Here is a 23,839-nt window from a genome sequence, read left to right on the forward strand (position 1 = left end):
GCGTGCGCAGCATGGCGGATAAACGTCTGTTGGACTGGGCCGCCCATGGGCTGAGACACAGGTTCATGCAAAGGGGATTGTATTCAGCGCGCACCGGGCCGGCAGGTCAAAGGAACCCGGGATTGGGCGTAGCGGCGGTCCTTGCGTCTGGTCGGGATCATGATCGGGCTCCCTGAAGGCTCCAATGTCTTGTACAGTAGCCCCGTTTTCTGCTGAGATCCAGTCGCATGCACAGGCGGACCCACCCCCCCTTTTTTCAAGGGCGACACAAGGGATCCGGCGGTTCATACTCGTCAGGCCGAGGTCATCGTCGGTGCTCCGGGATGTCGGTTCGGTTCGGTCGCGGGCACAGTACCGTGATCACGCACGCGCGACCGACCCGGCATCGGGGACATGAATAGGTCGCGGGCGCGGAACGGCCTTCCGGGGAAGCGGTTGTGTCGGGTGGCGGTGCGTTCAACGCGCTGCAGATGCGCGGGAGCTTGGTCCGCCGGCAGCGATTGGCCACGAAGCCGTAGTGCCGCATCAGGCCCTTGGGCAGGATGTGCAGCAGGAATCGGCGCACGAACTCCTCGCCTGCCAAACGCATCACATTGGTCGGTCGTGGTCGCGGTAGTCGGTGTAGCGCAGCGAGACGTCCTTGGCATCGATGTCCAGGATACGCGCGTTGTCGATCGCGATTCGGTGGGTATAGCGCGCCAGGTAGTCGATCACAGTGGGGGGGTGTTTTCGTGAGAGTCCTTGGCGTAGGCCACCCACTCGGTGGCCATGAGTCGATCCAGCACCGCGTCGATCTCGCCTGGGCGCGTGACCCGATGCAGTTCACCCTCGGTGGCCGCCCGGCGCAGGGCCGCGGCGCCCTGGGTGTCTCACAGTGCCGCCATATATCCTCGACCCCCTCTCCCCGGTCAATTAGCCGTGTTTCTAATCATGTTCCCAGACGGAAACGTGGTTCCGGCATCCCCTTCCTTCTCGGTTCGAATCCATACGAACGCCATCGGCGAAAGCCTACGGCCCCGCCTCAGCGACGGCCAACAACGTGCGTGTTTACACGTGTGATCACCACAAAGCGTTAAGTGGGTGTCTCACCGCAAAGCGTTCTCACCACACTAATCGTCTCATATCTGTGCGCGGTCCTTCATAGGCATCAAATTTCGACTTGGTAGTCCTCGCCGTCTCTTACCTTTTTGAGCAATTCCACAGCAGCTTGCGAATACTTGTGGGCTTGCATTGTGTTCCCGGCAAGTATCGCAATATGGTACCGATTGTCTGCGGCCTTAATATCCGTTCCTTGCTCGCTCTTTATTTGATTAATCAACTGGTTTGCTTGATGCCAGCCCGGGTAGCCAAGCTTTTGGCCCACATGCGTCAAAGAAAACGGATACATTGCATTGACGGCGGACGGATCGTCAAGCGTAGTAATACCATAGAGCTTTGCCAATTCCTGCTCGCTTGAAACTGCATGCTCCAACGTGTCGTAATCTACCTCCACAATTCTTTTCGGAATGTCGTGGCGAACCAGCGAGTATGTGCGCGCCATCAGGGCACGAAGGATCTTGGGGCTCACAGATGGCAATGCTTCATTTGAACCAAGAGCATCAAAGACCCACCCAAATCCATCGGCGACAATACTCTTTACTCTGACGCTACGCTCGGCATCAATGGCAACGAGCCTCTCGGAGGCAAATGACATCTGCTGCTGCGCTTTGTTACTCCATTCAACTAAGTAAATGTTGGGTATGAGCTGGCCATGAGGCGACAGTATTTCGTCAATATCCGCAAGTATGGACCGAATATTTGGATCCTCTGCACTGTATCCCAAGAAGAAGAGCGGGTGCTCGGCAAAATAGGTGAGGAGCTTCGCGCTCAGGTACTTTTTCTTTGCATGAAACTCCTTATAGTCATTTCGCACGAATACAAGGCTTTCAGGCTCGGACGAGCACCCATGAATCTTGAGGATCTCTCCAATCTGGGCAAAGTTCCCGTTTAATATTTTTTGGCCGATGATAGGGCTGTACTCAGGGAACAGTTTCTCAAGAAAACGATCATAGTTCGTCGTAATAATGGCATGAGGCCTCACTTTTTGGAGAGACTCAAGTTCTTCCTTATGTGTTTCTTCTGTGCTCTCTGCGTCAGACGATAGCAACAGCTCCTCGAAATATCTTGCGACTTTGTACTTTATGTATATTTCGGCAGGTTGTGACGGCCCAAAGAGCTCAGGAGGAAAGACGCCTTTCCCGTCGCCCCAAGCCCACTCACGGTAGATGTCAGCAAATGCACTCCCTATGTCAATCGGGGAGTGGAACTTCTGCTTGTAGTAGCCGTAGTCCTTATCGATGAGGGGGCACGCATCGACCAATCTTTGAAGCAAACCTTCCCAAGAAGGAGCAAGAAAGTATCTCCGCGAGAGTCCAGACCCGACAAACAGAATCGGTTGAACGCCCATTGTGTCCATGCACGTGGCAATGTCATCGCGAATTCTCTCCTGGTACTGCTCAAACTCTTTGGTCATAGAAGCTTACCTCGCTCAGAATTGCTTGAAATGTCGTGTCCTAAATCTGGACAAAAAATAACAGATTAGAATATTGGCGATAGACAGATTCTGAGATATCCGGCATTTGCGGGCTCCAGAACACACGTCCGGGTACCCGTATCGCACTCACCGGCTCAGCTGCCCGGCAATCTGCGCTAGCGAGCCGAATAGTTCGAGCGTGTCAATCGCTCTGAATTCCTTTCTCTGCCCCGGTGCTCGAAGATAGCCCATGCGGTGCGGTAATCCTCTTCGCGGTCGGGTTTGTGGAAAGGGGCGTGGTATTCGATGGTGCGCTCGGTCGGGCCGCCAGGGAGGGTGTCGTCGAGGAAGGTCTTGGTGACGGTGCCTTCCTGGATGTCGCGAATGTCTTCCCAGCCGAGGGCGATGTTCTGCTCGCTGCGGGTTGGGCTGCGGATGCCGTAGCGGGTGCCTTCGTCGAGGTCGGCCTTGCGTGCCTTGCGTGGGAGGCCGACGCCGACGAGGCCTTTGCTGGGGGTGAAGACGATTCGGCCGCGGGCGTCGTACCAGGTGTCGGCTTCGTACTGGCGCATGACGGGGAACTGGACGCGGTAGATGGTGAGCAGTTCTTCGAGGGTTAAGCCGAGGGCTTGGGCGACGAGGACGTCGATTTCGAGCAGGGCTTGGCGGCGGGCAAAGTCCGCGCGTAGGGCGCAATTTCGCTGCAAGTCGGGGGTGAGGTTCGCAAAGAACGCTTGGGGGAGAATGCCGACCCTATCGCCTTCCGGAAAAACCGTCCATCGTTCCGAACGGAAGTCGGATCGCCATGCGGCTCGCCAGAGACTGCTATACAGCTTCGTCAAGCAATTTAGCGCAAGACTTCGGACAACGATGCCGCGACGGATAGTTTGCGCGGAATCTGGGAGGGGAAGCAACGACGCTATGTCGTTTCGGAAATGCCCTTTACCCGTCGACTTCACGAAAAAGTCAAAAACTACCGATGCGAACAGGCCCGCGAGATACGCAGTCTGCGACGTATCTTTGAGGCCTATCGAGAAGCCAAGATCGATGTGACCTACTTCCATCGGTGCAATGGCCGACTGAAGTGTCCTTTCTGAGGCGGAACCGATCATCGTACGGGAGATCACGCGGTAATAATCCGTCACACGCAAAGGTCGGGTTTCGCCCAAGTCAGTCCAGGGGACTTTCGGGGTCCGCGCGCGGTATTCGTCCGGGGTACAGGCTGGGACGTAGTTGGTGCGCGGGAGGTAGTCGTCGGGGAGGCTCTCGAGGTCGAGGACGTCGTAGTCTTTGTTGCTCTTACACCCGGTGCGTGGAGTTTTAAAGCACGGGTTACCGACGAAGAAGTGGGGACCAGAGAGGATCCATTCGCGGGGACTCGTAGGAAATCGGGTTTGGCGGCGTATAGTACCGTCCTGCTGGGCATTAACCTCGTTCCAGTGCTGAGTCGAATAGTACTCTCCCTTCAAATCGCTAAGACGGCGCGGCTGCGCGGCAAACTTTTCCAGAACCGATAACAGCGGTTGGGCATGCAGGGCCGGCAGCCGCGCTTCGGGTGGCGGAGTTCCCGCATCGTCGTAGAGCTGGGCAAACAACGCCAGTTGTTGCTCGCCAAGCTCGAGAATCCGCTCGGCGTGTCCTTGGGTGCCCCAGCGAACGCGGCTCCGCCCATCATCTCCCTCAATTTCCTCCTTGATACCCGGCACTGGGCCTTCGCCACGGTGGGAAAAGCAGGCGTCGATAGTGCGCGGGACGAAGAGATTCGAGATGTGTGCGATGCGTGGTGGCGCAGATTGCGGACCGTAAACGTTCACACTGTACCGCGTATGGTTGTCGACGTCCGCGAAGAGCTTCACCTCGTTGACAAACTGAAAATGCGCCCGCAGCCGTGGATACACCTCCCGCCGCAGCGGCCCACCGTTCGGATCGTCATAGATCCCCTCCGGATGCAGAAATCCGGCTACCCCATGCTCATTCCCGAGCTTCCACGCCATCGGCAAAAAGCACTTGTAGAGATTCGCCTTCTGCCCCGTCAGCGCCGGATAGTTCGCAGCCGCATTCAGAAAATTCTGCGTCCCCTCCGCCTCCTCATACTCGCTCCGCCACGCAGCCTCCAGCCCGGCATTCTCATGAAACGCCCGTTCCCGTAGCTGGGTGAGCTGGCTCGCACTGTACTTGCGCAGCATGAATAGCGGCTCGTGGTCGCCGAGGATGCCGGCTTCCTGCCATTCGACTTTGATCCAGGGGGGATTGCCGAGGATGAGGTCGAACCCTGGGGACCTAACCTCTCCCGCTTGCGGGAGAGGCGAGAAAACGTCGGCGAACTCGAGTTCCCAGTGGAACACGCGGCGCTGGTCGGCGATGCGCTGGGCGAGCTCTAGCCGCGGGAAGCTGTGGAACAGGATTTTGAGGTCGACGACGCCGAAGCGGTTGATGAAGCGTTTGCCGTCTTCGGGGTTTTCGGTGGGGGCGAAGAGGTCGCGCACTTCGTATTTCGGGCCGGCGCGGAGCGTGTCGCCGAGCAGCAGGTTTTCGAGGTCGAACAGGAACTCCTCGCGGTCGGGCAGGCTAGCGTGTTCGGCAATGGGCCAGAACCACAGCGCACACCAGTAGTCCATCACCAGCTTCAGGCGGCGGTAGGCGGTGGCGTTTTTCTGGTACTCGGCGAAGAGTTCGCCGGCGAGCGCCTGGTCCTTGTAGCGCAGCGGCGAGCGTTCGCCCTTCGCGTCGCGGCCGTAGATGGGGTACGGGTCGGTGGTGCGGCGGCGCAGGTCGGCGAGGCTGTTTGCGTGCTCGTGCCAGAGGTCGTCGATGCGCGCGCTCAGGCGTTCGAGGCGCTCGCGCTGTTCGCGGTCGAACGGGCGGGTGAAGGCCTTGCGCCAGGCGTTGATCGCCTGGATCTCCTCGCGGTAGAGGGTTTTCGCGACCTTGTCGGAGTAGTTGGCCATGCCGGCGTCGGGCAGCAGGAAGTGCCAGATGCGGCCCTCGGGGCGCGGCTGGCCGAGCGGCGTGCGGTCCGGGGCGCGGTTCAGCCAGCAGGCGTCTTCGTTCGGCTTCAGCGCGAGGCTGCTGCTGGGGTAGGTCTCGCGGCGCGCGCCGATCAGCGAGTTGCCGGCGCGCAGCTGCAGACCGAACCAGGGCACGTGGCGGTCGTCGGAGAGCGCGCCCAGCCACAGCGAGACCTCGGCCAGTTCGACCGCGACCGGGTTCAGGTCGACGCCGAAGACGTTGTGGTCGGCGATGTACATCTTCACGCGCTGCTTCTCGCGCGCGTAGTCGGCCTGGGGGATGCGCTCGCCGCGGGCGCTCTGCGCGAGTTCGAGGTACTTGTCGGCGAGCTGGTCGATGGCCTCGTTGATGAACGCCGCGGAGCCCATCGCCGGTTCGCAGATGCGCAGGCCGAGCACGCGCTCGGCGCGGGCGGCGTCGTTCGGCAGCGGGTCGAGCTGTTCGGCGTAGAGTTCCTTCAGCGCGTACTTGACCAGGCTGCGGGTGAGCACTTCCGGGGTGTAGTACGACGCGGATTTCTCGCGGTCGCGCCCGGCCAGGCGGTAGAGGAAGCGGCCCTTCGGGTGACGGCGCAACACGCGGTGACCGTGTTCGTCGCGGTCGTACACGCGTTCGTCGTCCTTGTACTGCTCGAGCGCGTCGGCGCTTACGAAGTAGCCGGTATCGAGCGGGTCCGGGTTGTCGTCCCCTGCCCTTTTCACTTCGTACAGGTCTTCCTGCGCGAAGAAGCCGCGGTAGGAGAGCAGCGCCTCGTACACCGCGCCGAGCTGGTTGATGCCGAGCCGTGAGTAGGAGATGCGGCCGCGCCGGCGCCGGCCCCCGCGTCCACCTTGGGCCGGGCGCGAGAGCGACATCAGGCGGATCACCTGTTGCAGTGTCTGGTTGGTGAACACCACGCGGTTCAGCAGCCGGGTGCGCTCCGGGTCGAACAGGTGCGATTGCAGCGGCGCCATGTCGAAGGCGTCGGCGCCGGTGTTCGTCGCGAGCAGGTCCTGCTGGCGGTTCGCGTGCGGCTGGTAGCCTTCCTGCACCAGGCGGAACAGCGTGTTCAGGCTGTCGTGGAAGTAGCGGCCCTGCTGCTCGGCGCTGCTGGTGAGCGGGACGAGTTCGAGTTCGCGCAGGTGTTCAAGGCTGTAGCCGTGCAGGTAGGTGGCCGCGTTCATCGGCGCGTAGCCGAGTTCCGGGCGGGCCTCGATGTAGAACAGGAACAGCAGCCGGTACATGTAGCGCAGGCATTGCAGCGAGAGCTGCGCGGCGTCGAGCTGGCCGGAGAAGATGCCTTCCTTGCGCGCGCGGGCCTGCTCGATGAGCTGCGCGGCGGCCTCGTTGCCGAGCAGCTCGATGGCCTCGCGCAGCGCGTATTTCAGGTCCTCGGAGACGCCATAGGCGTGCTTGTGGGCGTTCTCTTCCAGCGTGTCGAGCAGCGGCTGGCCACCGGGTTCGACCAGGGACTCGCGGTGCAGCAGCGCGGCGGCGACCTTCAGGCTCTCGGTCTCGCGGCGCGAGAAGAGTTCGACCCAATCGAGACGCAGCACACGGCCCTGCGCGAACTTGGCGCGGTCGACCAGTACCCACTGGCGCGGGCTCGCGAGCAATACCCAGCGCGGCGGGCGCGGCTGCGCGAGCACGAAGCGGCCGAGCGCAGTCTGCCATTCGATCAGGCCGCCGCCTTCGGCGTGCAGGGCTTTCGGCACCGGGGTCGCGGAGAGCGAGAGGTACTGCGCGGCGCGCAGCGGCACCGCGAGGGGGTCGAGGTCGGGTTCTTCCAGTGGGACGGCCTGCACGACCCAGAGCAGCGGCGCGCCGTCGGAGCCGAGGTATTCGGAGAGCACGGGGAATTCGGCGTCGTCGCCGGCGGGGAGGCGGCGCGGCTGGTAGTGGTAGCCGAGGGCTTCGAGCAGGGTGCGGACGAGTTCGCGCTGGGCCTCGACGCGGCGCTCGATCTGGCGTTCGCGTTCGAGGATGGAGAGGTCCTGGAGGTAGCTGTGCGCGAGGCGGTTCAGGCGGTTCCAGGGGGTGAGGTGGTGGTCGGGGAGCGGGCCCTGGTCGGCTTTGCTGGCGGCCTCCCGGGCAGCGGTTTCGGCCTGCTGCCAGCGTTCGAGCGCATCGCCGATGTCGTTCAGGAAAAGTTCGCTGAGGTAGTGCTCCGAGTAGAACTCGTTGTCGTTGACGATGCCGGCCCAGGTCATGGGTTAGAGCTCCGGGGCCAGATGGGGGGTGGGGTGGGTTTGAGGTGTGCGGGCGTTGGCGGGCGCCGGATGGCGGATGACGCTGCGCTCTTCCGCCCTACGGGTCGGGGCTTCGAGGGGCGCCGTGCGGCGGATGACGCTTCGCTTTTCCGCCCTACGGGTCGGAGCCGGGTATGCGTAGGGCGGAAAAGGCCGCAGGCCGTCATCCGCCATTCCCACCCCGGCCGCGGCCCATGCGTAGGGCGGAAAAGGCCGCAGGCCGTCATCCGCCGTCTCGGCGTCGGGCATTCGCTCGGCGTGTTGCTTAACGTTCACCGGAGCCTCCTTGCACCCGGTCTTCCAGGCCGCCGCCCCAATCGGGCGGATACACGCCTTCGCGCACGTACCGGTGGAAGGTTGAATACGGCCAATCGGCGACGGCGTTAACCCATCCGTGTTTGATCGGGTTGATGTGGACATAGTCGATGTGCGCAGCGTAATCCTCGTCGGAGAGGATGGTGTGTTCCCAGAACCGGCGCTGCCAGATGCCGCGCTCGCCGGGACGGGTGGTGCGAGGGCGCGCTGCCGCAGGCCGGGGCACCCTTTTGGCGAAAGCGGTTTTGAGGGCGCGCCAGCGGCCGGAGTAGTCGTGGTCGCCGGGCGGCAGGGTCCAGACGCAGTGCATGTGCTCGGGCAGCACGACCCAGGCGTCGATATGGAATGGACGGGCGCGCAGGACGTGGCGCACGGCTTCGCGCAGGGTGTCGATATGCTCGACGAGATAGCCGCTTTGGCGATCCGCAAGGTTGGCCGTGAAAAAGTAGGTTCCTCCCGGAACGCGATTCCGTAGATAGTTCGGCATGATTCCAGTCCATTGGAATGATGGGTTGATCGATACACGTACGGTAAACCGGAAAGCGTAGGGTGGAAAAGGCCACAGGCCGTCATCCACCGTTCGGGCGTGCGTTATGGTGCAACCGTCCGGGGCTTCGGCGCACGCCGTTTGGCGGATGACGGGCTTCGCCCTTTTCCGCCCTACAGGGGGCGTGGGGCAGACCCGTAGGGCGGAAGAGCGCAGCGTCATCCCGCCATCGCGGCGGTGGGCTTGGTACCGGCGCATGAGGCTTCGGCGCACGCCGTTTGGCGGATGACGGGCTTCGCCCTTTTCCGCCCTACGCGGGGCCGGGGCAGACCCGTAGGGCGGAAGAGCGCAGCGTCATCCGCCATCGCGGCGGTGGCCACGGTACCGGCGCATGGGGTTTCGGCACAGCCTCCTCGGCGGATGACGGGCTTCGCCCTTTTCCGCCCTACGCGGGGCTGGGGGGGGGGAAGCGCGCAGCGTCATCCGCCGTTGCCATGCCAGGGCGGCCTGCGTGGGCTGGGGTGGCGATCATGCTGGCCGGCCGGTGAAGGCGGCGATGACCTGGACGTAGGGGTCGGGTTCGGTCATTTGGGTCTCTTCGAGCCAGCTTTCGTAGTCGCGGAAGATGCGGTCGATGTGGGCGAGGCGTTCGTCGCGGCGGCGGGTCTTGAACACTTCGGGTTGGTTGCTGCGGGCGAGTTCGAGTTCGAGCTGTTGCACGTGACGCTGCTTCAGCGCGTCCATCGCAGCCATCTGGGTGTTCAGGCGCTGGTCGAGCACGGTCTCCACATCGTGTTTGTGCGCGCGCAGACGCTGGATGGCGAGGTCGACCACCCGCGGGAGCTGGGCCTGAAGGAACGTGGTGTCGCCGGGCACGCCGGGGTTCGGCACCTGCCCGGGTTCCAGACCCAGCCGGGCGAAGAAACGCGCCGGGTCCAGCTCCTCGGCCACTTCGCCGTTACGCAGCACGAAACCGACCCAGCGCTGGATCAGCAGGTAGCCGCGGCGGTTCGGGAAGCCTCCCTGGAGGAGGAACGCGGCCTCGTCGGGTTGCAGCCGTCCCGGCAGACGCAGTACCGGGGCGGTGTGGCGGCCGAAGGCGCCGAGCGCGCGGTCGGCCAGCCATTCCATCACCGGGTGCAGCGGCCACAGGTACTGGCGCTGCGCCCAGGGGCTGTCCTCGTCGCGGCGCCGGCGCAGTTCTTCCTGGATCTCGGCAACTTCCGGCGTGAGGATGAAGCGGTCGCCGTCGGGGCGGGACTCGGGCGGTAGATGGCGCAGGCGCTGTTTCAGGTCCGGCGGCGCAGTCAGCGTCAGCCGGCGCGCGGCGCGATCGGTTTCGGCCTGCATCGGCACGCCGCTTGCCCGCAGCCATTGCACCGCGTCGGCGGCGTAATGGAAGTCGTCGCGGTACAGGCTGAACGGTTGGTCGGCCACTTCGGCGAGTGTGTCGCTGGGCGCACGGTCGGGCAGGAAGGGCTCCAGCGGCGTGGCACTGGATTCGTGCTGGACGTCGAGGAACTCGGCGAACAGCGCGGCAAGATCGGCCTCCTCCCGCTCCAGGAACTCCGCCACCCGTTCTTCTTCCTGTTCCACCGAGTACTCGCCGAGAAATTCCGACGGATCGCCGATGTTGCGCTGCGCCTGTTCGTCCTTCTCGATCAGCACTTCGAGCACGCGCTGCTCGTCCTGGATGCGGGGATTGCGCGACTCGGTGATCAAGTAGCGGATCTGCGGCCGGCGCGTCTGTCCGTAGCGGTCGATGCGGCCGTTGCGCTGCTGGAAGACCATCAGCGACCAGGGCACGTCGAAGTGGATCAGCCGATACGCGAGGTGGTGCAGGTTGATCCCTTCGGCGGCGACATCCGAGCACAGCAGCAGGCGGACCGGGCTCTCACGGCGGCCGAAGTCCTCGACGATCTGCATCAGTTCCCGGTCCGGTCGATCGCCGCGCAGGATCGCGAGCTGCTTCGCACGCAGGCCGAGATCCTTGGCCAAGTGTTCTTCGAGAAACTCGAGGGTCCTCAGGCTTTCGGTGAAGATCACCAGTCGGTCGTCGGCATCTCCTGGATTCCAGCCCAGTGACTCCGGACCGGTACGCAGCAGCGCGAGCAGGCGCTGGTATTTGCTGAAGGCATCGGGGGTGATGGCGCACACGGCCAGATGCAGGCCGTTGAGCTTGTCGAGGTCGGCGGCCACCTCCTGCGCTGACTCCCGTTTCTCAAGACGACGGATGCGATTCTCGATGGTGCTCAGGCAGGCGGCGGGGCTGGAGTACAGCGCCTTCTTGAGCGTGGTCCGGAAGAGCTGGCTGCCACCCGCGTTGCGGCGTCCGTCGAGGCTATGGAAGCTCAGCGCCTCGAGCATCGCGTAGGCCTCTTCTTCCGGGTCGGAGGCGGTGTTGCGCTCAATCCCGATCTCGCGCTCCGGCAGGTGCTGCGCGAGTTGGGATTGCACGTCCTTCTTGAAGCGGCGAATCACCAGGCCCTTGTCGCGGAAGTCCTCGTGCGCGTAGTTGTCCGGGTCCGGGATCGCGGTGGGGTCCAGCATGTTCACCAGGCTCGCGAAGCTGCGCGCCTTGCCGTCATGCGGCGTGGCCGACAGCATGATCAGCGTGTCGGATCGGGTGGCGAGCAGCCGGGCGAGACGGGAACGCTGCGAGTGCGTGCTGCGCTCGGCAACATTGTGGCCCTCATCGATGATGATGATGTCCCAGTAGGCCTGTTCGAGGTAGTGCCGGTACTCGATATCCTGCTTCAGCGTGTCGATCGAGATGATCGCCCGGTCGAAGTAATGAAACGGGTTGTGGTTGCCGGGGATCTGGTTGCGCACCCGCTGGAGACCGAGCGAGTCCAGACGCGTGAGGCCGATGGTGAAGCGGTTCCAGAACTCCTGCTGGAACTGCGCGAGCATCGACTTCACCACCAGCACCAGGATGCGTTTGCCGCGCCCGCGGGCGATCAATTCGGAGACGAGGATGCCGGCCTCCAGCGTCTTGCCGAGACCGACCGCGTCCGCCACGAGAATGCGCGTACGTGGCTGGCGCAGGGCCTGTACCGCCGGATCGAGCTGGAACGGCAACGGGTCCAGCGCGGCGCGGTGGCCCAGAAACACCTTCTCGCCCGCGACCGGGGTCTTGCGGAACGCGGTTTCCAGGTACAGCAGGCTGGCCTGAAAGCCGCTGGATGTGTCGTCGGTGAGCAGCGTCTCGCGCGGATCGAGGATGCGGATGTTGCCTTCGAGCCTGGTCAGAAATCGCGCCCCGCGCCCGCGCACCAGTTCCGACAACCCCTCGCAACCGAGCAGGTAGCCCCCATCGGTCGCGCGATCCACGTGGCGAACCCGCCACTCCGCATCGCGGATCTCCACCCGCATCCCTGGCGTGTAATTCATTCCTGCGGCTGCCCCCCGATCTCCGCTGTCTCACGCAGCATGGTCACCGACAGAACCCTATCACGACCGTGGAATTGCAGGCTGATCGTGCGTGAGCATGCCCCCCGCGGCACGCAAGACGTCGCGAGAGGTGGCGACCACCTCCGGCACAACAGCATCAGCCGGCTGTTCAGAAGATGCCTTGCACCGCTACCTGATCCCGCACCTACTCCTCCTGAGGCCGGTTCTCGACTGTTCCAGCCCGCGCGCGAAACACACTCGCCAAGGTCGGGCACCCGCAGCTGAACCGCCCCGCGTTTTCCGGACGCGGGTTGAGGAGCGGCGCACCGGTGTCTGCTAGACTTCGGCCGGCATCCGACCCTCCGCGTGGACGATGGCCAGCCGATTCATCGAACAGCTTCGTCGTTCCCAGACGCATGCCGCCAGTAGCCTGCGCTCCACGCAGCAGTTGCGATACCAACTCGACGCGGGCGCCGAGGCGCTGCACTTGAGCTTGCACGTCGCCACCGTGGCGCCGAATGGCAGCATCGAAGCCACCGTCCCCTACCGGCTTCAGCCCGCGCATCTGCGCCATCCGCCCCCGTTTCTGAGCCCCGACGACCGGCGATTGCTGAACGCGCTCTCGGTGCATGCTCCCGGCTGGGTGCAGTCGAGTGCCGGGCCACTGCCCGACTCGCTGGACCTCGACTGGCTCCGGCAACTTCTCGACACCCGACGGGTCCAGGATGGCGAAGGAAACCCGATGTGCTGGGGCACGCCGGTCGCTGCCGGCTGTGGCTGGCGCGTCGACCCCGACGACGGTTGCCAGCGGCTCGTCTGGGAGCTTCCTGAACCGCTGCGGCCCCTGCCGACACGCCCGCCGGGCTATTGGGATCCGACGACGGGGCAATGCGGGGAAATCCGGTCGGAATATCCGCCGGCGGCTGTTGCCTGGCTCGCCAATGCGCCAGCGCTGCCACCCGATGCGGTGGCCGCGTTCCTGCGCGACCAGGGTACGCGACTCGCCTCCTGGGGCCTGCCGCAACCGAGACCACTGCCGCGGCGACGGCTGCGGCCGGCACCAGGGGGCATGCTTCGGCTGTTCAGCTTGCCCGAGGGCACTCCGGGTACACGCGACCGCATGCGGCTCGGGTTTCGTTACACCGACGAGGGACAGGAGGCCGTGTTCGAAGCCGGCGACGCCCAAAGCGACTGCACCGTGGTGGCGCCCGATGCCGGGGAACGGCTGGTCTTCCAGCGCGACCCGGTTCGCGAAGACGGGCTTCGCCTGCAGCTGCACGCCGCGCTCTCCTCCTGCGCCCCCCGGGTGCAGGACGTCAGGGACATCGCGTTCGCGGAGCCCCGGGGCTGGGTCGAGGCGATGACGCGGGTGCTGCCCGCGCTGCGCGCCGAGGGCTGGCGGATCGAGATCGAACCCGGCTTTCGCCAGTACTGGGTACGGCCGGATTCGGTCGCTGTGGACACCCGGTGGCTGGATCGGGACTGGTTCGAACTGGCGTTGCGGATCGAACTCGATGGGAAACCGGTCGCGCTACTCCCGCTGCTGGCACGTCTGCACGACAGATACCCTGTATCGGAACTGCGGAACATGCCCGCGGACCGGGAGATCGCGTTGTCCATGGACGACGGTCGCCAGGTGCTGATGCCCGTGGGCCGCGTGCTGCACTGGATCCAGATCTTCGGAGAACTGCTCGATGGGGAGACGATCCAGGGCCATCTGCGCCTGCCGGCGTCCCAGGCGACACGGCTCGCGGAGCTCGACGATGGCGCGACCGTATTCGGCGCGGACAACACCGGCCTGCTCGAGCAAGCCCGGACGCTGCGCCGCGGAGTCACCACCGAGGATTTCCGGACGCCGCCCGGGCTGCACGCGCAGCTGCGCGGCTACCAGCGGCTCGGGATCGCCTGGCTGCAGCAGCGGCAACGCCTGGAACTGGGAGGCATTCTGGCCGACGACATGGGCCTCGGAAAGACGTTGCAGGTCCTCGCGCATCTGATGCTGGAGCGCGCCGAGGGGCGCCTGCACCGTCCGGCATTGGTGGTCGCTCCCACCAGCGTGCTCGGCAACTGGATCGCCGAGGCTCGCCGCTTCTGCCCCGAGTTGCGGGTTCTGTTGCTGCACGGAGCAGCCCGGCAGCCGCTATGGGCCGCCGTCGACCGCCATGAACTGCTGGTTACTTCGTACGCGGTGCTGGCCAACGATCTCGACCAATGGCGGGGACAGGAACTTTCGGCGGTGTTTCTGGATGAGGCGCAGGCGATCCGCAACCCGCGGACCCGTATCCACCGCGCGGTCCGCGAGTTGCGCGCATCGGCGCGGTTCTGTCTCACCGGAACGCCGTTGCAGAACCATCTGGGTGATCTCTGGGCACTGCTCGATTTCGTGCTCCCGGGCTGCCTCGACAGCGAGGCCGCGTTCCGCCGGCGCTATCGCCGCCCGATCGAGGACGACGGCGACACCCTGCGCGCGCAGGCGCTGTTCGATCGCATCGCCCCGTTCCTGCTGCGCCGGACCAAGGCCGAGGTCGCGACCGATCTGCCCGCCAAGACCGAGGTCACCCTGCGGCTGCCGCTGGAAGGCGCGCAACGCGAGCTGTACGAGCTGTTGCGCCAGCGCAGCCTTGCCGAGTTGCGCGCGACCCCCGGCGATCATGGCCCGGAACCACTGAACGTGCTCAACGCCCTGCTGCAATTGCGCCAGCTTTGCTGCGACCCGCGCCTGCTCGATGCCGAACGCTACCGCGATACCGGGTCGGCGAAACGCGAGCACCTGCGCGCGATGGTGCGCGAACTGGTCGAGGAAGGCCGGGTCCTTCTGGTGTTCTCGCAGTTTCGCCGCATGCTGGACTGGATCTCCGAGGATCTGACCGAATCCGGAATCGAGCACCAGATGCTGACCGGGCGCACGCAGAACCGCCAGGCGGTCATCGATGCCTTTCGGCAAGGCGCGGGACAGGTCTTTCTGATCAGCCTGAAGGCCGGCGGCACCGGGCTGAACCTGACCCGGGCCGACACCGTGATCCACTACGACCCCTGGTGGAACGACGCGGCGGAGCGCCAGGCCACCGACCGCGCCTACCGCATCGGACAAACCCAGCCGGTGTTCGTGTACCGGCTACTGGCCGAGGACACGGTGGAAGAGCGGGTCCATGCGCTGCAGATCCACAAGCGCAGGCAACTCGAGGGCGTGTACGCCGCGGCGGAAAGCGAGGGCGAACGCCTCAGGCTCACGCACTCCGAACTCCTGGATCTGCTGGAGCAAGGCGGGTAACCCTGCGCCGCAGGACACCCCCGGCGGCTCGTTCCGGCTGCCTTCGCGCCGCTTGCGCGAAAGCGCGCATCCGTGGCGAACTGCCTATCGCGATGGAGCATTGGAGGTCAGCAGGTCTCGCCATGAGCATCGATGACAACGGATTGCCGGGCCCCGAACTGCCGCGGCTGGACCTCGCCACCGTGGAGCGGCAGGTGCAGCAGACGGGTGCCTACTCGGCGCTGGAGTGGCTGCTCGAATCGGCATTGCTGCCGTATCCAGCCTACGAACGCTGGCGCCTCGGAGAGATTCCGCACCTGGAAAAGGCGATCGAGGCCGCGCCGGAAGACTGGACCCGGCGACTCCGGGAGGGCGAGGCGCACGCACAGGCGCTGCAGCTCGTCCATGAAGCGCAGACCTACCAAGGCTGGCAGCCGGGGCGGGGCGAACAGACACTGGCGCTGAGCCCGATTCCGGCCCGCCAGGTCTTGCTGGCACGGCGTTGGGTACGCCCCGCCGATCTGCCCCAGCTCGATCTGTTTCTGGACAACGGGGCCAGCGCGGCGGAGAACGACCTGCACCGCGCACTGGCGGCCCGGAACGCGTCCGACGCCGACGCCAGCTACGAACGCCTGTGCCGGATCGCCCCGAATCACGCCGGGCTCGGCGAATACGAGATCCTGGTGCTGTACGCGCGCCACACCGAACAGGCCGCGCCAGTCGCCCCCGAGGCCTGCGCCGAGCTGGCGGCCCTGCGGGAGGAGATCGCGCCCTTGTGCTCTTCCGATCTGCGCGCTCAGGCGCGGGACTATCTGGCGCCGGCCTGGCGACGCCTCGCCGCGGCGCTGCCCCGCGCGGATTTCGACCCCGGCGATCCCGACCTGCACGCAAGCTACGCCGAGACGCAAATCCCCGACTGGGACGCCGTGATCGCTTCGGTGCAGGCGGTTGCGGATCATGCGCAGCACCCTGCTTTGCTGGCACGCCTGGCGCAGGCCTTCCAGCACCGCCAGAGACCGGAGGCCGCCACGCTGGCCTGGGCACGCTGCAGCGAACGGGCCCCGGACCTGTCTCCGGCCGATCTCCTGCGCGCAGCGTCGCCGCGCCTGTACCGCCGCGCGCTCATGTTCGAGGAGCTCGACGAGCCGTTGGAGCCGACGGACTTCCCGGCCTGGCTGCTGCTGCGGGAACCGGGCCTGGTGCATCACCTGGACCGTGCCGATTCACCGGCTCCGGTCGGCGCCGTGTTCACAGCGATGGCCGAACTGCTGCGCACCCACCTGCGCGGGGCCGACGAGGTCGAGGCCCGGCAGCGCCTGCAGGCGCTGCGACCGCCGCTGCTGCGCGCGTATCTGCAGCACGGCCCCGGGTAGGACGCGTCGCTTCCGAACGGGTCGCGGACGGCCGTCCTCGGCCAGCGGCATCGTTGCGGTAGCTACCCCAGGACAGGAAGATCCGCATGCCACCACGAACGGGTGGCAACGCATCCGCCGGCCCGCGGCGCCTCGAACGCCTGGAGTCAGCCTGGGTTTAACGTGAAAGTCACGGCCTGTCTCGGGTCCCGGGCGACCCGTAGGGCGGAAAAGCGCAGCGTCATCCGCCATACGGCGTTCGCAGTGCCCAGGCGCCCGCGGCAATCCGGGCACCAGCTGGCGGATGACGGCCTTCGGCCTTTTCCGCCCTACGCCTCTTTCATCATCGGTGGTGGCCACATAGGCCATGGAAGTTCCTGATTATCACGGAAGCTCCGCAAGCTGGAACGGGCCATCCTTGAAACCAGCGTCATCGCGAGGAGCGAAGCGACGTGGCGATCCAGACGGCGATGGTCTACCCCGCGCCGCCTGGATTACTCGCTGCGCTCGCCCTTCGGGCCAGCCTGCGGCTGTTCAATGCGCTATGCGCATTAGTGCCGCGCTACGCTCGCAATGACGACCGACGCAGAGCAGTGTCGCACTGGCTGAGGAGATTTCGTGATACTCAGGTGGAAGTTAGCTTGAGCTCTTGCCGTTAGCCGGTTTGCTCCGGGAAAAGCCCTGGCATCCATCTTCCCGCCAGCCTAGCGGGGAACGCGAGGCGCAGGGGGGCGCGGGTGCTCTCGGAGGTCAGCACCTCATGGTCGATCAGGGCCGAGGTGACGCGACGGGCCTGACGGTCGCCGACATTCAGCAGTTTGGCGACGTCGCCTCGTGGCAGTTCTCCCCGAAAGAGAACGGCTTCGAGCACTGCGCCTGAGTTCGAGGGCAGCGTGTCGGCGCGGATTTCCTCTTCGGCCCAGATCAGGATGCGATCACGCAGGCGTTCCGGCTGGACCAGCTTTTCCATGAAATCGACCTGATCAATGCAGGTGGTGAGGAAGAACCGCGTGAATTCCGCCAACGCCTCTTCGGACAAGTGGCCCCTGCCGTCGAGATCGTTGTGGCGCTCGGCATCGCAGGCCATCAGTCGTTTCTTGTACCCGTTCTCGTTTCGGGCGAGGCCGCGGGCGATCGACCAGATGCCGCCGGTATCGAGCGTGTCCAGCAGCATCGCGTAGGACATCAGCCGGGCGACGCGGCCGTTGCCGTGAAGGAACGGGTGAATCCACAGCAGGCGATGGTGTGCCGTCGCTGCGGCGAAAATGGCGTCGGTGCGGCCCAGCTTGGTGTAGGCGGCGGCGAACCGGTCCATGAAACGCGGCAGAGCGCCGGGGCTGACGGGGACGTGGTGGCCGACCTTCACATCGCGGTGGCGAAGTGCGCCGGGCGTGACTTTGATTTTCTCGCCGGTGTCCGGGTCCGTGATCCAAAGCAACTCTTCGGGCAGCAGCTCGCAAAAGCGGCGGTGGATTTCGAGGGTGGCATCCGGCGCGGTGGCGTCCCCGGCAAGCCCGCCTTCATCGATCCATTGCTGGACCGTGATGTGGGCTTTGGCTTCGAGCTGGAGGTTCCGCTTTTCGGGGTTTGCGCTGTAATCGTTCTTGAGCGCGCGCTCGATATCGACCGGATGGGTGTCGTGACCCTCGATGAGGTTGCTGTAGTAGCAGTTCATCGCCCGTACGAGATCGGCCAGCGCCGTCAGCACCCCCGGCGGCAGGCTGCGGCGGAAGCCGGCCGAGCGGGCGGCGAGTTCGACGGCAAGGTCGGTGAGCGCCCTGCGGTGCCTCGAGCTCTCGCTGATGAGCAGCGGCTCCATCAGGCCGATGCTCTCGCCGCGATCCGCAGGGACCGTGTCTTTGGCCGGACTTTTGTCCGCTTTTATGTCCGGTTTGGAATCACTCATAAATCCAATTCTATCATCCGCTTATGACCCATCCCAGCTTCACGTTAGCCTTTCCCATGTCCGGTTGTACTGCCGGATCATCCGGGCAGGTTCAGCCGCTCGCAATCACCTCAAGCGGCATTGAGGACGTCCCCTGAAGGAAGGTTTCGGTCCCCCGAGCACTTCGAGGGCGGCCGGCGCGATCTTCGCTTTGGACAGGCCCGGCTGCACGATCACGCCCCGGTAGGCGAAGCTCAGTTCGCGGCAGGCATTGGGCAAGCTGCTGGACATCGCGCCGGGAGCCGCGCTCGAAACGCGACGCGCCGCTGGCTTTCAGGCGCAGGTCCTCCTGATGGAGCAAGTGCTTGAGTAGGCGGCGGGGCTTTTCGCGCCAATGAACCGATTCTTGCGCCTGGCTGCAGGCGGTATAGAAATCGTCAATGCCGGCACCCGGCTTGTCCGAGGCGGAATGCTTGCCTTGCACGACCCGCACGCGCAGTTCCTGCCCTTTGCGTTTCAACGCCACGACATCGGCCACCTCGCCGGCGCATGCCGAACAGAGGTGGTTGGCGTACAACAGGCAGGTGTGGGCCCGGATCCACCAAACGCCAATCGCCTCGGGCGCCGAGACCAGAGCTCTGCTACTGGGACTGCTGCGCCACGAGACCCGGCAGTGGCAGGGCTCGGCCCGGAGCCGCCACTCCGAAAACGTGCACGAATGACCACGAGTGACCGGCTGCCTACGCGCTACGGTCTTCTCCCGGACGCGATGACCCGGGGTGGCGCTGCAACGGAGGCAAGGTCTGCGATTGTCTACCTGCCGGTGGACGGGTGGAGTACGGCCAGATGATCCAACTGGCTGCGTTGGCCCCGCGGGTAGCAGCGGCTGAATGCGCGACGGGAACGCAATCCGCCGGGATGACTCCGGAGGCTCCTGGCGATCAAGTCTCGGTGGATGCCGCCCAGTCCTCGATTCTCAGGCCGCCGATGCGGCTAAACTCGCGGGTATTGTGGGTTACGAGAGTGGCGTCTTCCGCCAGCGCGTGGCACGCGATCCATAGATCGTTGGCGCCGATGGGGGTACCGCTGTCTTTGAGACGCGTGGCCTGCTCTGCATAGTGACGGCAGATGCCCGGTCCGGCCGGGTAACGCACCGGCACCTGCCGCGCGAGGGCTTCAAGCCGGCGAACGACCTCGGCTTTGCGCGTGCTTCGCTCGGCCCCTTTGAGCAATTCGGCCCATGTGACAAAGGACATGCACAGTTCATCGGCGTCGGGTAACTCATCGATGCGCTGTCCAATGCCGGGCGGCCGATTCTTGATCAAGTAGATCAGGATGTTGGTGTCAAGCAGGTAGGTCACAGGACCTCACGCTCCTGCACCGGCAAGGAAGAACGCTGTTCGGCCTCCAGCGCGGCAACGAAGGCGTCATCGACCTCGCTCAGCGCCTGTAGCGTCCGCATCAGTGCCGTGCCGCGCTGCGCGGGTAGTGGATGAATCACGAGATCGCCGTCCTCTTTGCGGGATATGCTCACACGATCGGTGTCCAGCCGGAACTCGGCGGGAATGCGAACCGCCTGACTGTTGCCGTTGTTGAAGACGCGGGTGGTCAGTGTCCCCATGAGGCACCTCCGAATGTGTACTTGCGTGTGTGTATTCTGGCTTGTGTTGCCGGGACTCGCAAGCCGCGAAGTACCGGCGCCTTCCGGGCAGGCCCGTCACGGCGTGGATGCCTATCTTTCGGGGCAGGCGTGTTCGCTTCCCCGGCGGTCCGTGTGGCACACCGGCACCCTCTTTTCTACTCGCCGGACGTAACCGTCCGTTGTCGGCCAGCTTGCGGGCACGACGATTCCCGATGCGGGTGGCTGGTTCGGGTCGGCAAGAGCCCCCCGATCGGCCAGCGTCGCGGCGGCCGACTCGAAGCGCCAAACCCTCCGTTCAAGACGGGGGCATCGCCGTCCCTTTTGCCGAAGACACCGCGCGCCTGGTCGGGGCTTCCAGCATTCTCGCCAGCGAGAGCTTCAGCGCCGATGCTCCAAGAGGCAGAGGCCGGACGCTGCTGCGAGTGGATCGAAGAAAACCTCGGGCGGGGAACGAGGGTCCACCGTCCTCTTGCTATTCCGGGACATCGTGACCTTCATTCCAGGGCAACGTGACCGGTGATTCCGTTGGGACGTGACTGATCAGGTCTTGGCGAGGAGTCGTCGGTCACCGTCGCCGGAATGTGCAGCCGCGCGAGGGAATAAGCGGTTCGCAGCATCGCGCGCGGGAATCGACGGAGAGTGCGGCTAGACTTCAACCGTCACCATTCGGAATCCGAAGCCTGTGAACCGTATTCTGCGCTACCTCCTGCCGGCTGGCGTCCTGGCCTTGCTGGCACCACTGACTCTTTGGTGGATGTTGCCTGCACCGGTGACGGGCAAGCTGGTGGAATATCACGAAGAGACGCCGGTCGCCGGTGCGACCATCACTATCCGCCGCCAGGGCTGGGGCCGTAGCGATCATCATGGGCAGCTGATCTGGGACAAGGGCTATGTGGCCACCGCCACCACGGATGCCGAGGGGCACTTCCGCGTGCCCATGCCTGGCCCAGTATGGCTCGTGGGCAGCGGCGGTGGCCGACTAACGGCAGAGGCGGAAGGCTTTCACACCCTCAACGTGGGCTACGTCGCGCCGGGAGCGAAGCTGCATCTGCAGACGGTGGCAAACCACCCCGAGCGGCTACCCGGCGGCACGGCAGTCCTCGGCTGGGATGAGGCCAGCGAGTCCTTCGGCTGGTCGTTCATTGACCACGCGCCGACCCGCGATCTGGCGCTAGCGGATCTTTATCCCCTGAAATTGAGCCGCAAACCCTTTGAGGTCATCCTGGCGGTACCCGATGGGGGAGGCTTGCACTTCGTGACGGCCGAGGCGCAGGAGGTGACCACACCTTCCGAGGACTACCTTCTGCGCTATCTGGATGCCTCTCCCGAACCGCCCACGGCGGAGCGTCTGTCCCTGAGCGACACGCCCGGCACGATCTTCCTGCGTACCGCGCAGGGACGACACGCCAAGCTGGCCTGGGAGCCCAGCACGGTGATGTCGATGTCCGGAAGCGTGCCCGGTCTCGAGGCCTCGAGCCAGCAGATGCTCTCGCTGCGCTTCCTATATCGCCCTGGGCCGGGGTATATGCTGCCTTTTCAACCGCCGCTGCTCCGGGTCGATCCCGTGCGCGCGGCGCTGTTCGCCACCCTGCCGGAGGAAGGGCCGCCGGAGACAGGACCTCGCAACTATCGGTTGGTGGTGACGGACGGCGCCGGCAGAGAGCTGGAACGCCAGCACTTCGAACTTGCGCCGGGTATCCCGTTGAACCTGAGGACCTGCGCTGAGGGCGCACCAGTGGTCTGGCGCTTCGAGGCCTTGCGACTGGAGTACGACGAAGACGATCTGCCGCGGTTGGCAATGACGTTGAAGGCCGAGCGCTCGGTGCACCATACGGTGCCTCAACTGGTCGGCCCGAGGCACGATACCCTGTTCGAGGTGCGTGCCTTCGACACCAACTACAGGGGCCACGACCTACAGGTCAGAATCCGCGAGTTCCCCGGGGGAACCGGCCCAACCGGTTGTGTGGCACCGCCCTGAGACCAGAAACACCCCGGCACGGAATCGTCACCTCCGTCCGTCCTCCCGCTGCGAGCAGGGTGCGATCAAGCAGCGCGGGTCAAGGCTGCTGGGACCCGCTCGAACTCCAGGTTGCGGCATTTACCGTGACACGTTGAGCCTTTCTGCGTCCCCTGCACCGCACGGAGATGCTGGCAATTCGCCGGCCAGCATTCGTTGACAAACCACGGCGGCGTCCCTCGAACTGAATGTCCCCTGCAGCCTTCCGCTCGGGATCGGCGCCGTGATTCTCGCTGCCATGAACTCGCGATCACCGAGAACAATGCGAATCACTCTGCCCCGGGTCTCCTCCGTGAAGTCCTCAAAACTCGCGGAACCCGATTCTGTCGATTTAATGAATACCGGCCGGCCTTCAGCATGTGGCGGCAGAAGCCGATGCCCTGGCAGCTCGATGTCTGCACGGGATCGCACGCCTTTGTTGTGACTTATTCGGTAGACTCAACCTGGGTCCGGGGCATGCCGTCCGACCCATACTGCTATTTGCAAGGAGACCGAGATGCGATCGCTGCTCTTGAGTGTTTGGCTCGCCCTTGCCGCCGTAATCGCGAGCGCGGCACAGGCGGAGCCGGTCGTCCGCGTTAACTTGGCCGCCGAAGAGATCAGCGCAGTGGCGATGGACGGACAGCAGGTCTGGCTCCGACTCCGACCCACGGCGGTGAGCCGACTCCAAGCGATCACCCAGCAACATCAGGGCGAGTTACTGGAACTGACGGTGGCCGGGCACCAGGCGCTGAAGTCCCGGATCAACGAGCCCGTGAGCCCCGGCGTCATTCAGATCAATGACCCGGACCCGGTCCTGCGCCAGGAACTGCTTGCCCTGCAGCATCAGCTCCAGCAGGGCGACGGTTCGCGCTAAGCCTCGCCTTCAGGTGCTCGATCCGGCCGCGGCCGGTTCCGTGCCCAGGGCACACACGCGCGTGCTGGGTTAGGTGTTGCCCCCCCAACCAATGGCCTGCCGGTCACAGTTTCCCGGATGAACATGGGGCCTCAGCCGAAATGACTTGAAGATGCCGGCATTTGGACAATGGGCTGAGCAGTTCCGGATTCCTATTTTCTGTCTCGGGTCGAGGACCTTTTCCAGGCTTCGGAAGCCTTGATGCAGGAGGTGATCAGATGTCGGCTGCACCAGCAACAGCGGTCCGGAATTAGTACCCGCTGACTGCCCGTTCTGGGTCGGCTCGAGACACCGTATGACCAATCGTGGCAGTGGTCGGCCCGAAGCCTTCGTTCCCGTATCATCCATCAACGCCGGCTGAGCTTGTTGTTGGGCGACAACGAGGAACAAATCTGCGTGCCGTATCAAATGTGAAACGTGACGCCGTGGTCGCCAGCTACCTGGACCACTTTTTGAACGTCCGGTGGACCCGGTGGAATCTCGCGATCCAGGGCAGTGAACATTTGAATTGCTTTGCTTCCCGTTCCGGTGATTTCCAGCATTTCGCCGCCACCGGGACCATAGTTGAAAGCGTGAACGACACCGGCTGGAACGTGGACAAATGTGCCTGCCACGCACATCGTACTCTTGCCAGCACAAGTAAACTGAACTTGGCCCTGAGTTACATAAAACGACTCGTCCCAGTCGTGGCTGTGCGGCGGCGGTCCGGTTCCCTCGTCGCCTGACTGGAGCGTAACTTGCTGGCTTTTCCCTTCAGCAGCCGAAACAAGGACCGTTACGCTAGTACCGATGACGCTGAGGGCAGCGCTGCGATCACCCGGCTGCACGACGAATTGCTTTGGACTCATGGCTCT

General features: G+C 64.5%; 15 protein-coding genes and 1 pseudogene. 5 read left to right on the forward strand and 11 right to left on the reverse strand.

Annotation, left to right across the window (positions count from 1 at the left end; translation table 11 throughout):
- Positions 1–304 precede the first annotated feature (304 nt).
- The 5 genes and pseudogenes from TVNIR_RS21385 to TVNIR_RS10710 form a co-directional block, all read right to left on the reverse strand.
- Positions 305–854, reverse strand: a pseudogene (locus TVNIR_RS21385) (IS91 family transposase); the annotation flags it as partial.
- 293 nt (positions 855–1,147) lie between these two features.
- Positions 1,148–2,512, reverse strand: a complete 1,365-nt coding sequence (locus tag TVNIR_RS10690; RefSeq protein WP_043739611.1) for an SIR2 family protein — start codon at positions 2,510–2,512, stop codon at positions 1,148–1,150.
- A gap of 176 nt (positions 2,513–2,688) precedes the next feature.
- Positions 2,689–7,710, reverse strand: coding sequence for an Eco57I restriction-modification methylase domain-containing protein (locus tag TVNIR_RS10695; RefSeq protein WP_015259047.1), 5,022 nt, complete (start codon positions 7,708–7,710; stop codon positions 2,689–2,691).
- A gap of 304 nt (positions 7,711–8,014) precedes the next feature.
- Positions 8,015–8,551: an REP-associated tyrosine transposase gene (locus TVNIR_RS10705; protein ID WP_015259048.1), complete on the reverse strand. Its 537-nt coding sequence runs from the start codon at positions 8,549–8,551 to the stop codon at positions 8,015–8,017.
- Between the two features lie 528 nt (positions 8,552–9,079).
- Entirely contained in the window at positions 9,080–11,944 is a 2,865-nt protein-coding gene (locus tag TVNIR_RS10710) for a DEAD/DEAH box helicase (protein WP_083499437.1), read from the reverse strand.
- 373 nt (positions 11,945–12,317) lie between these two features.
- Here TVNIR_RS10710 and TVNIR_RS10715 point away from each other — a divergent pair, with 373 nt between their 5' ends.
- From TVNIR_RS10715 to TVNIR_RS20730, 3 genes are all read left to right on the forward strand, one after another.
- Complete coding sequence (locus tag TVNIR_RS10715) at positions 12,318–15,215, forward strand: DEAD/DEAH box helicase (protein ID WP_015259051.1); 2,898 nt, start codon at positions 12,318–12,320, stop codon at positions 15,213–15,215.
- A gap of 122 nt (positions 15,216–15,337) precedes the next feature.
- Complete coding sequence (locus TVNIR_RS10720; protein ID WP_015259052.1) at positions 15,338–16,567, forward strand: hypothetical protein; 1,230 nt, start codon at positions 15,338–15,340, stop codon at positions 16,565–16,567.
- Positions 16,568–16,729: 162 nt separating this feature from the next.
- Positions 16,730–16,927 (forward strand): hypothetical protein, encoded by a 198-nt coding sequence (locus TVNIR_RS20730; RefSeq protein WP_237251625.1) that lies wholly within the window; start codon positions 16,730–16,732, stop codon positions 16,925–16,927.
- 274 nt (positions 16,928–17,201) lie between these two features.
- Here TVNIR_RS20730 and TVNIR_RS10725 read toward each other — a convergent pair whose 3' ends face one another.
- The 4 genes from TVNIR_RS10725 to TVNIR_RS10740 all read right to left on the reverse strand — a co-directional run bounded on the left by TVNIR_RS10725 (position 17,202) and on the right by TVNIR_RS10740 (position 20,052).
- Positions 17,202–18,452, reverse strand: a complete 1,251-nt coding sequence (locus TVNIR_RS10725) for a Fic family protein (protein ID WP_043739614.1) — start codon at positions 18,450–18,452, stop codon at positions 17,202–17,204.
- Between the two features lie 91 nt (positions 18,453–18,543).
- Positions 18,544–18,969, reverse strand: a complete 426-nt coding sequence (locus TVNIR_RS10730; protein WP_211263113.1) for a hypothetical protein — start codon at positions 18,967–18,969, stop codon at positions 18,544–18,546.
- Between the two features lie 403 nt (positions 18,970–19,372).
- Positions 19,373–19,792: a type II toxin-antitoxin system VapC family toxin gene (locus TVNIR_RS10735; protein WP_015259055.1), complete on the reverse strand. Its 420-nt coding sequence runs from the start codon at positions 19,790–19,792 to the stop codon at positions 19,373–19,375.
- Positions 19,789–20,052, reverse strand: a complete 264-nt coding sequence (locus tag TVNIR_RS10740) for an antitoxin (protein ID WP_015259056.1) — start codon at positions 20,050–20,052, stop codon at positions 19,789–19,791. Before TVNIR_RS10740 ends, TVNIR_RS10735 begins: the two co-directional genes overlap by 4 nt.
- A gap of 703 nt (positions 20,053–20,755) precedes the next feature.
- Between TVNIR_RS10740 and TVNIR_RS10745 the strand changes: the two genes are divergently transcribed.
- Complete coding sequence (locus TVNIR_RS10745; protein WP_015259057.1) at positions 20,756–22,051, forward strand: carboxypeptidase-like regulatory domain-containing protein; 1,296 nt, start codon at positions 20,756–20,758, stop codon at positions 22,049–22,051.
- Positions 22,052–22,171: 120 nt separating this feature from the next.
- On the opposite strand, the gene TVNIR_RS21275 is transcribed toward TVNIR_RS10745, so the two are convergent.
- The gene (locus TVNIR_RS21275; protein WP_418081036.1) at positions 22,172–22,501 is read right to left on the reverse strand and encodes a SecDF P1 head subdomain-containing protein; all 330 of its coding nucleotides are present in this window, start codon (positions 22,499–22,501) and stop codon (positions 22,172–22,174) included.
- Between the two features lie 85 nt (positions 22,502–22,586).
- Between TVNIR_RS21275 and TVNIR_RS10750 the strand changes: the two genes are divergently transcribed.
- Entirely contained in the window at positions 22,587–22,946 is a 360-nt protein-coding gene (locus TVNIR_RS10750) for a hypothetical protein (RefSeq protein WP_043739618.1), read from the forward strand.
- Between the two features lie 443 nt (positions 22,947–23,389).
- Here the strand turns inward: TVNIR_RS10750 and TVNIR_RS19075 are convergent, their stop codons facing one another.
- A complete protein-coding gene (locus TVNIR_RS19075; RefSeq protein ID WP_083499439.1) occupies positions 23,390–23,833 on the reverse strand; it encodes a cupin domain-containing protein in 444 nt (147 codons plus the stop codon).
- Positions 23,834–23,839: the final 6 nt, after the last annotated feature.

It is taken from the genome of Thioalkalivibrio nitratireducens DSM 14787, from assembly GCF_000321415.2.
GTDB lineage: Bacteria > Pseudomonadota > Gammaproteobacteria > Ectothiorhodospirales > Ectothiorhodospiraceae > Thioalkalivibrio > Thioalkalivibrio nitratireducens.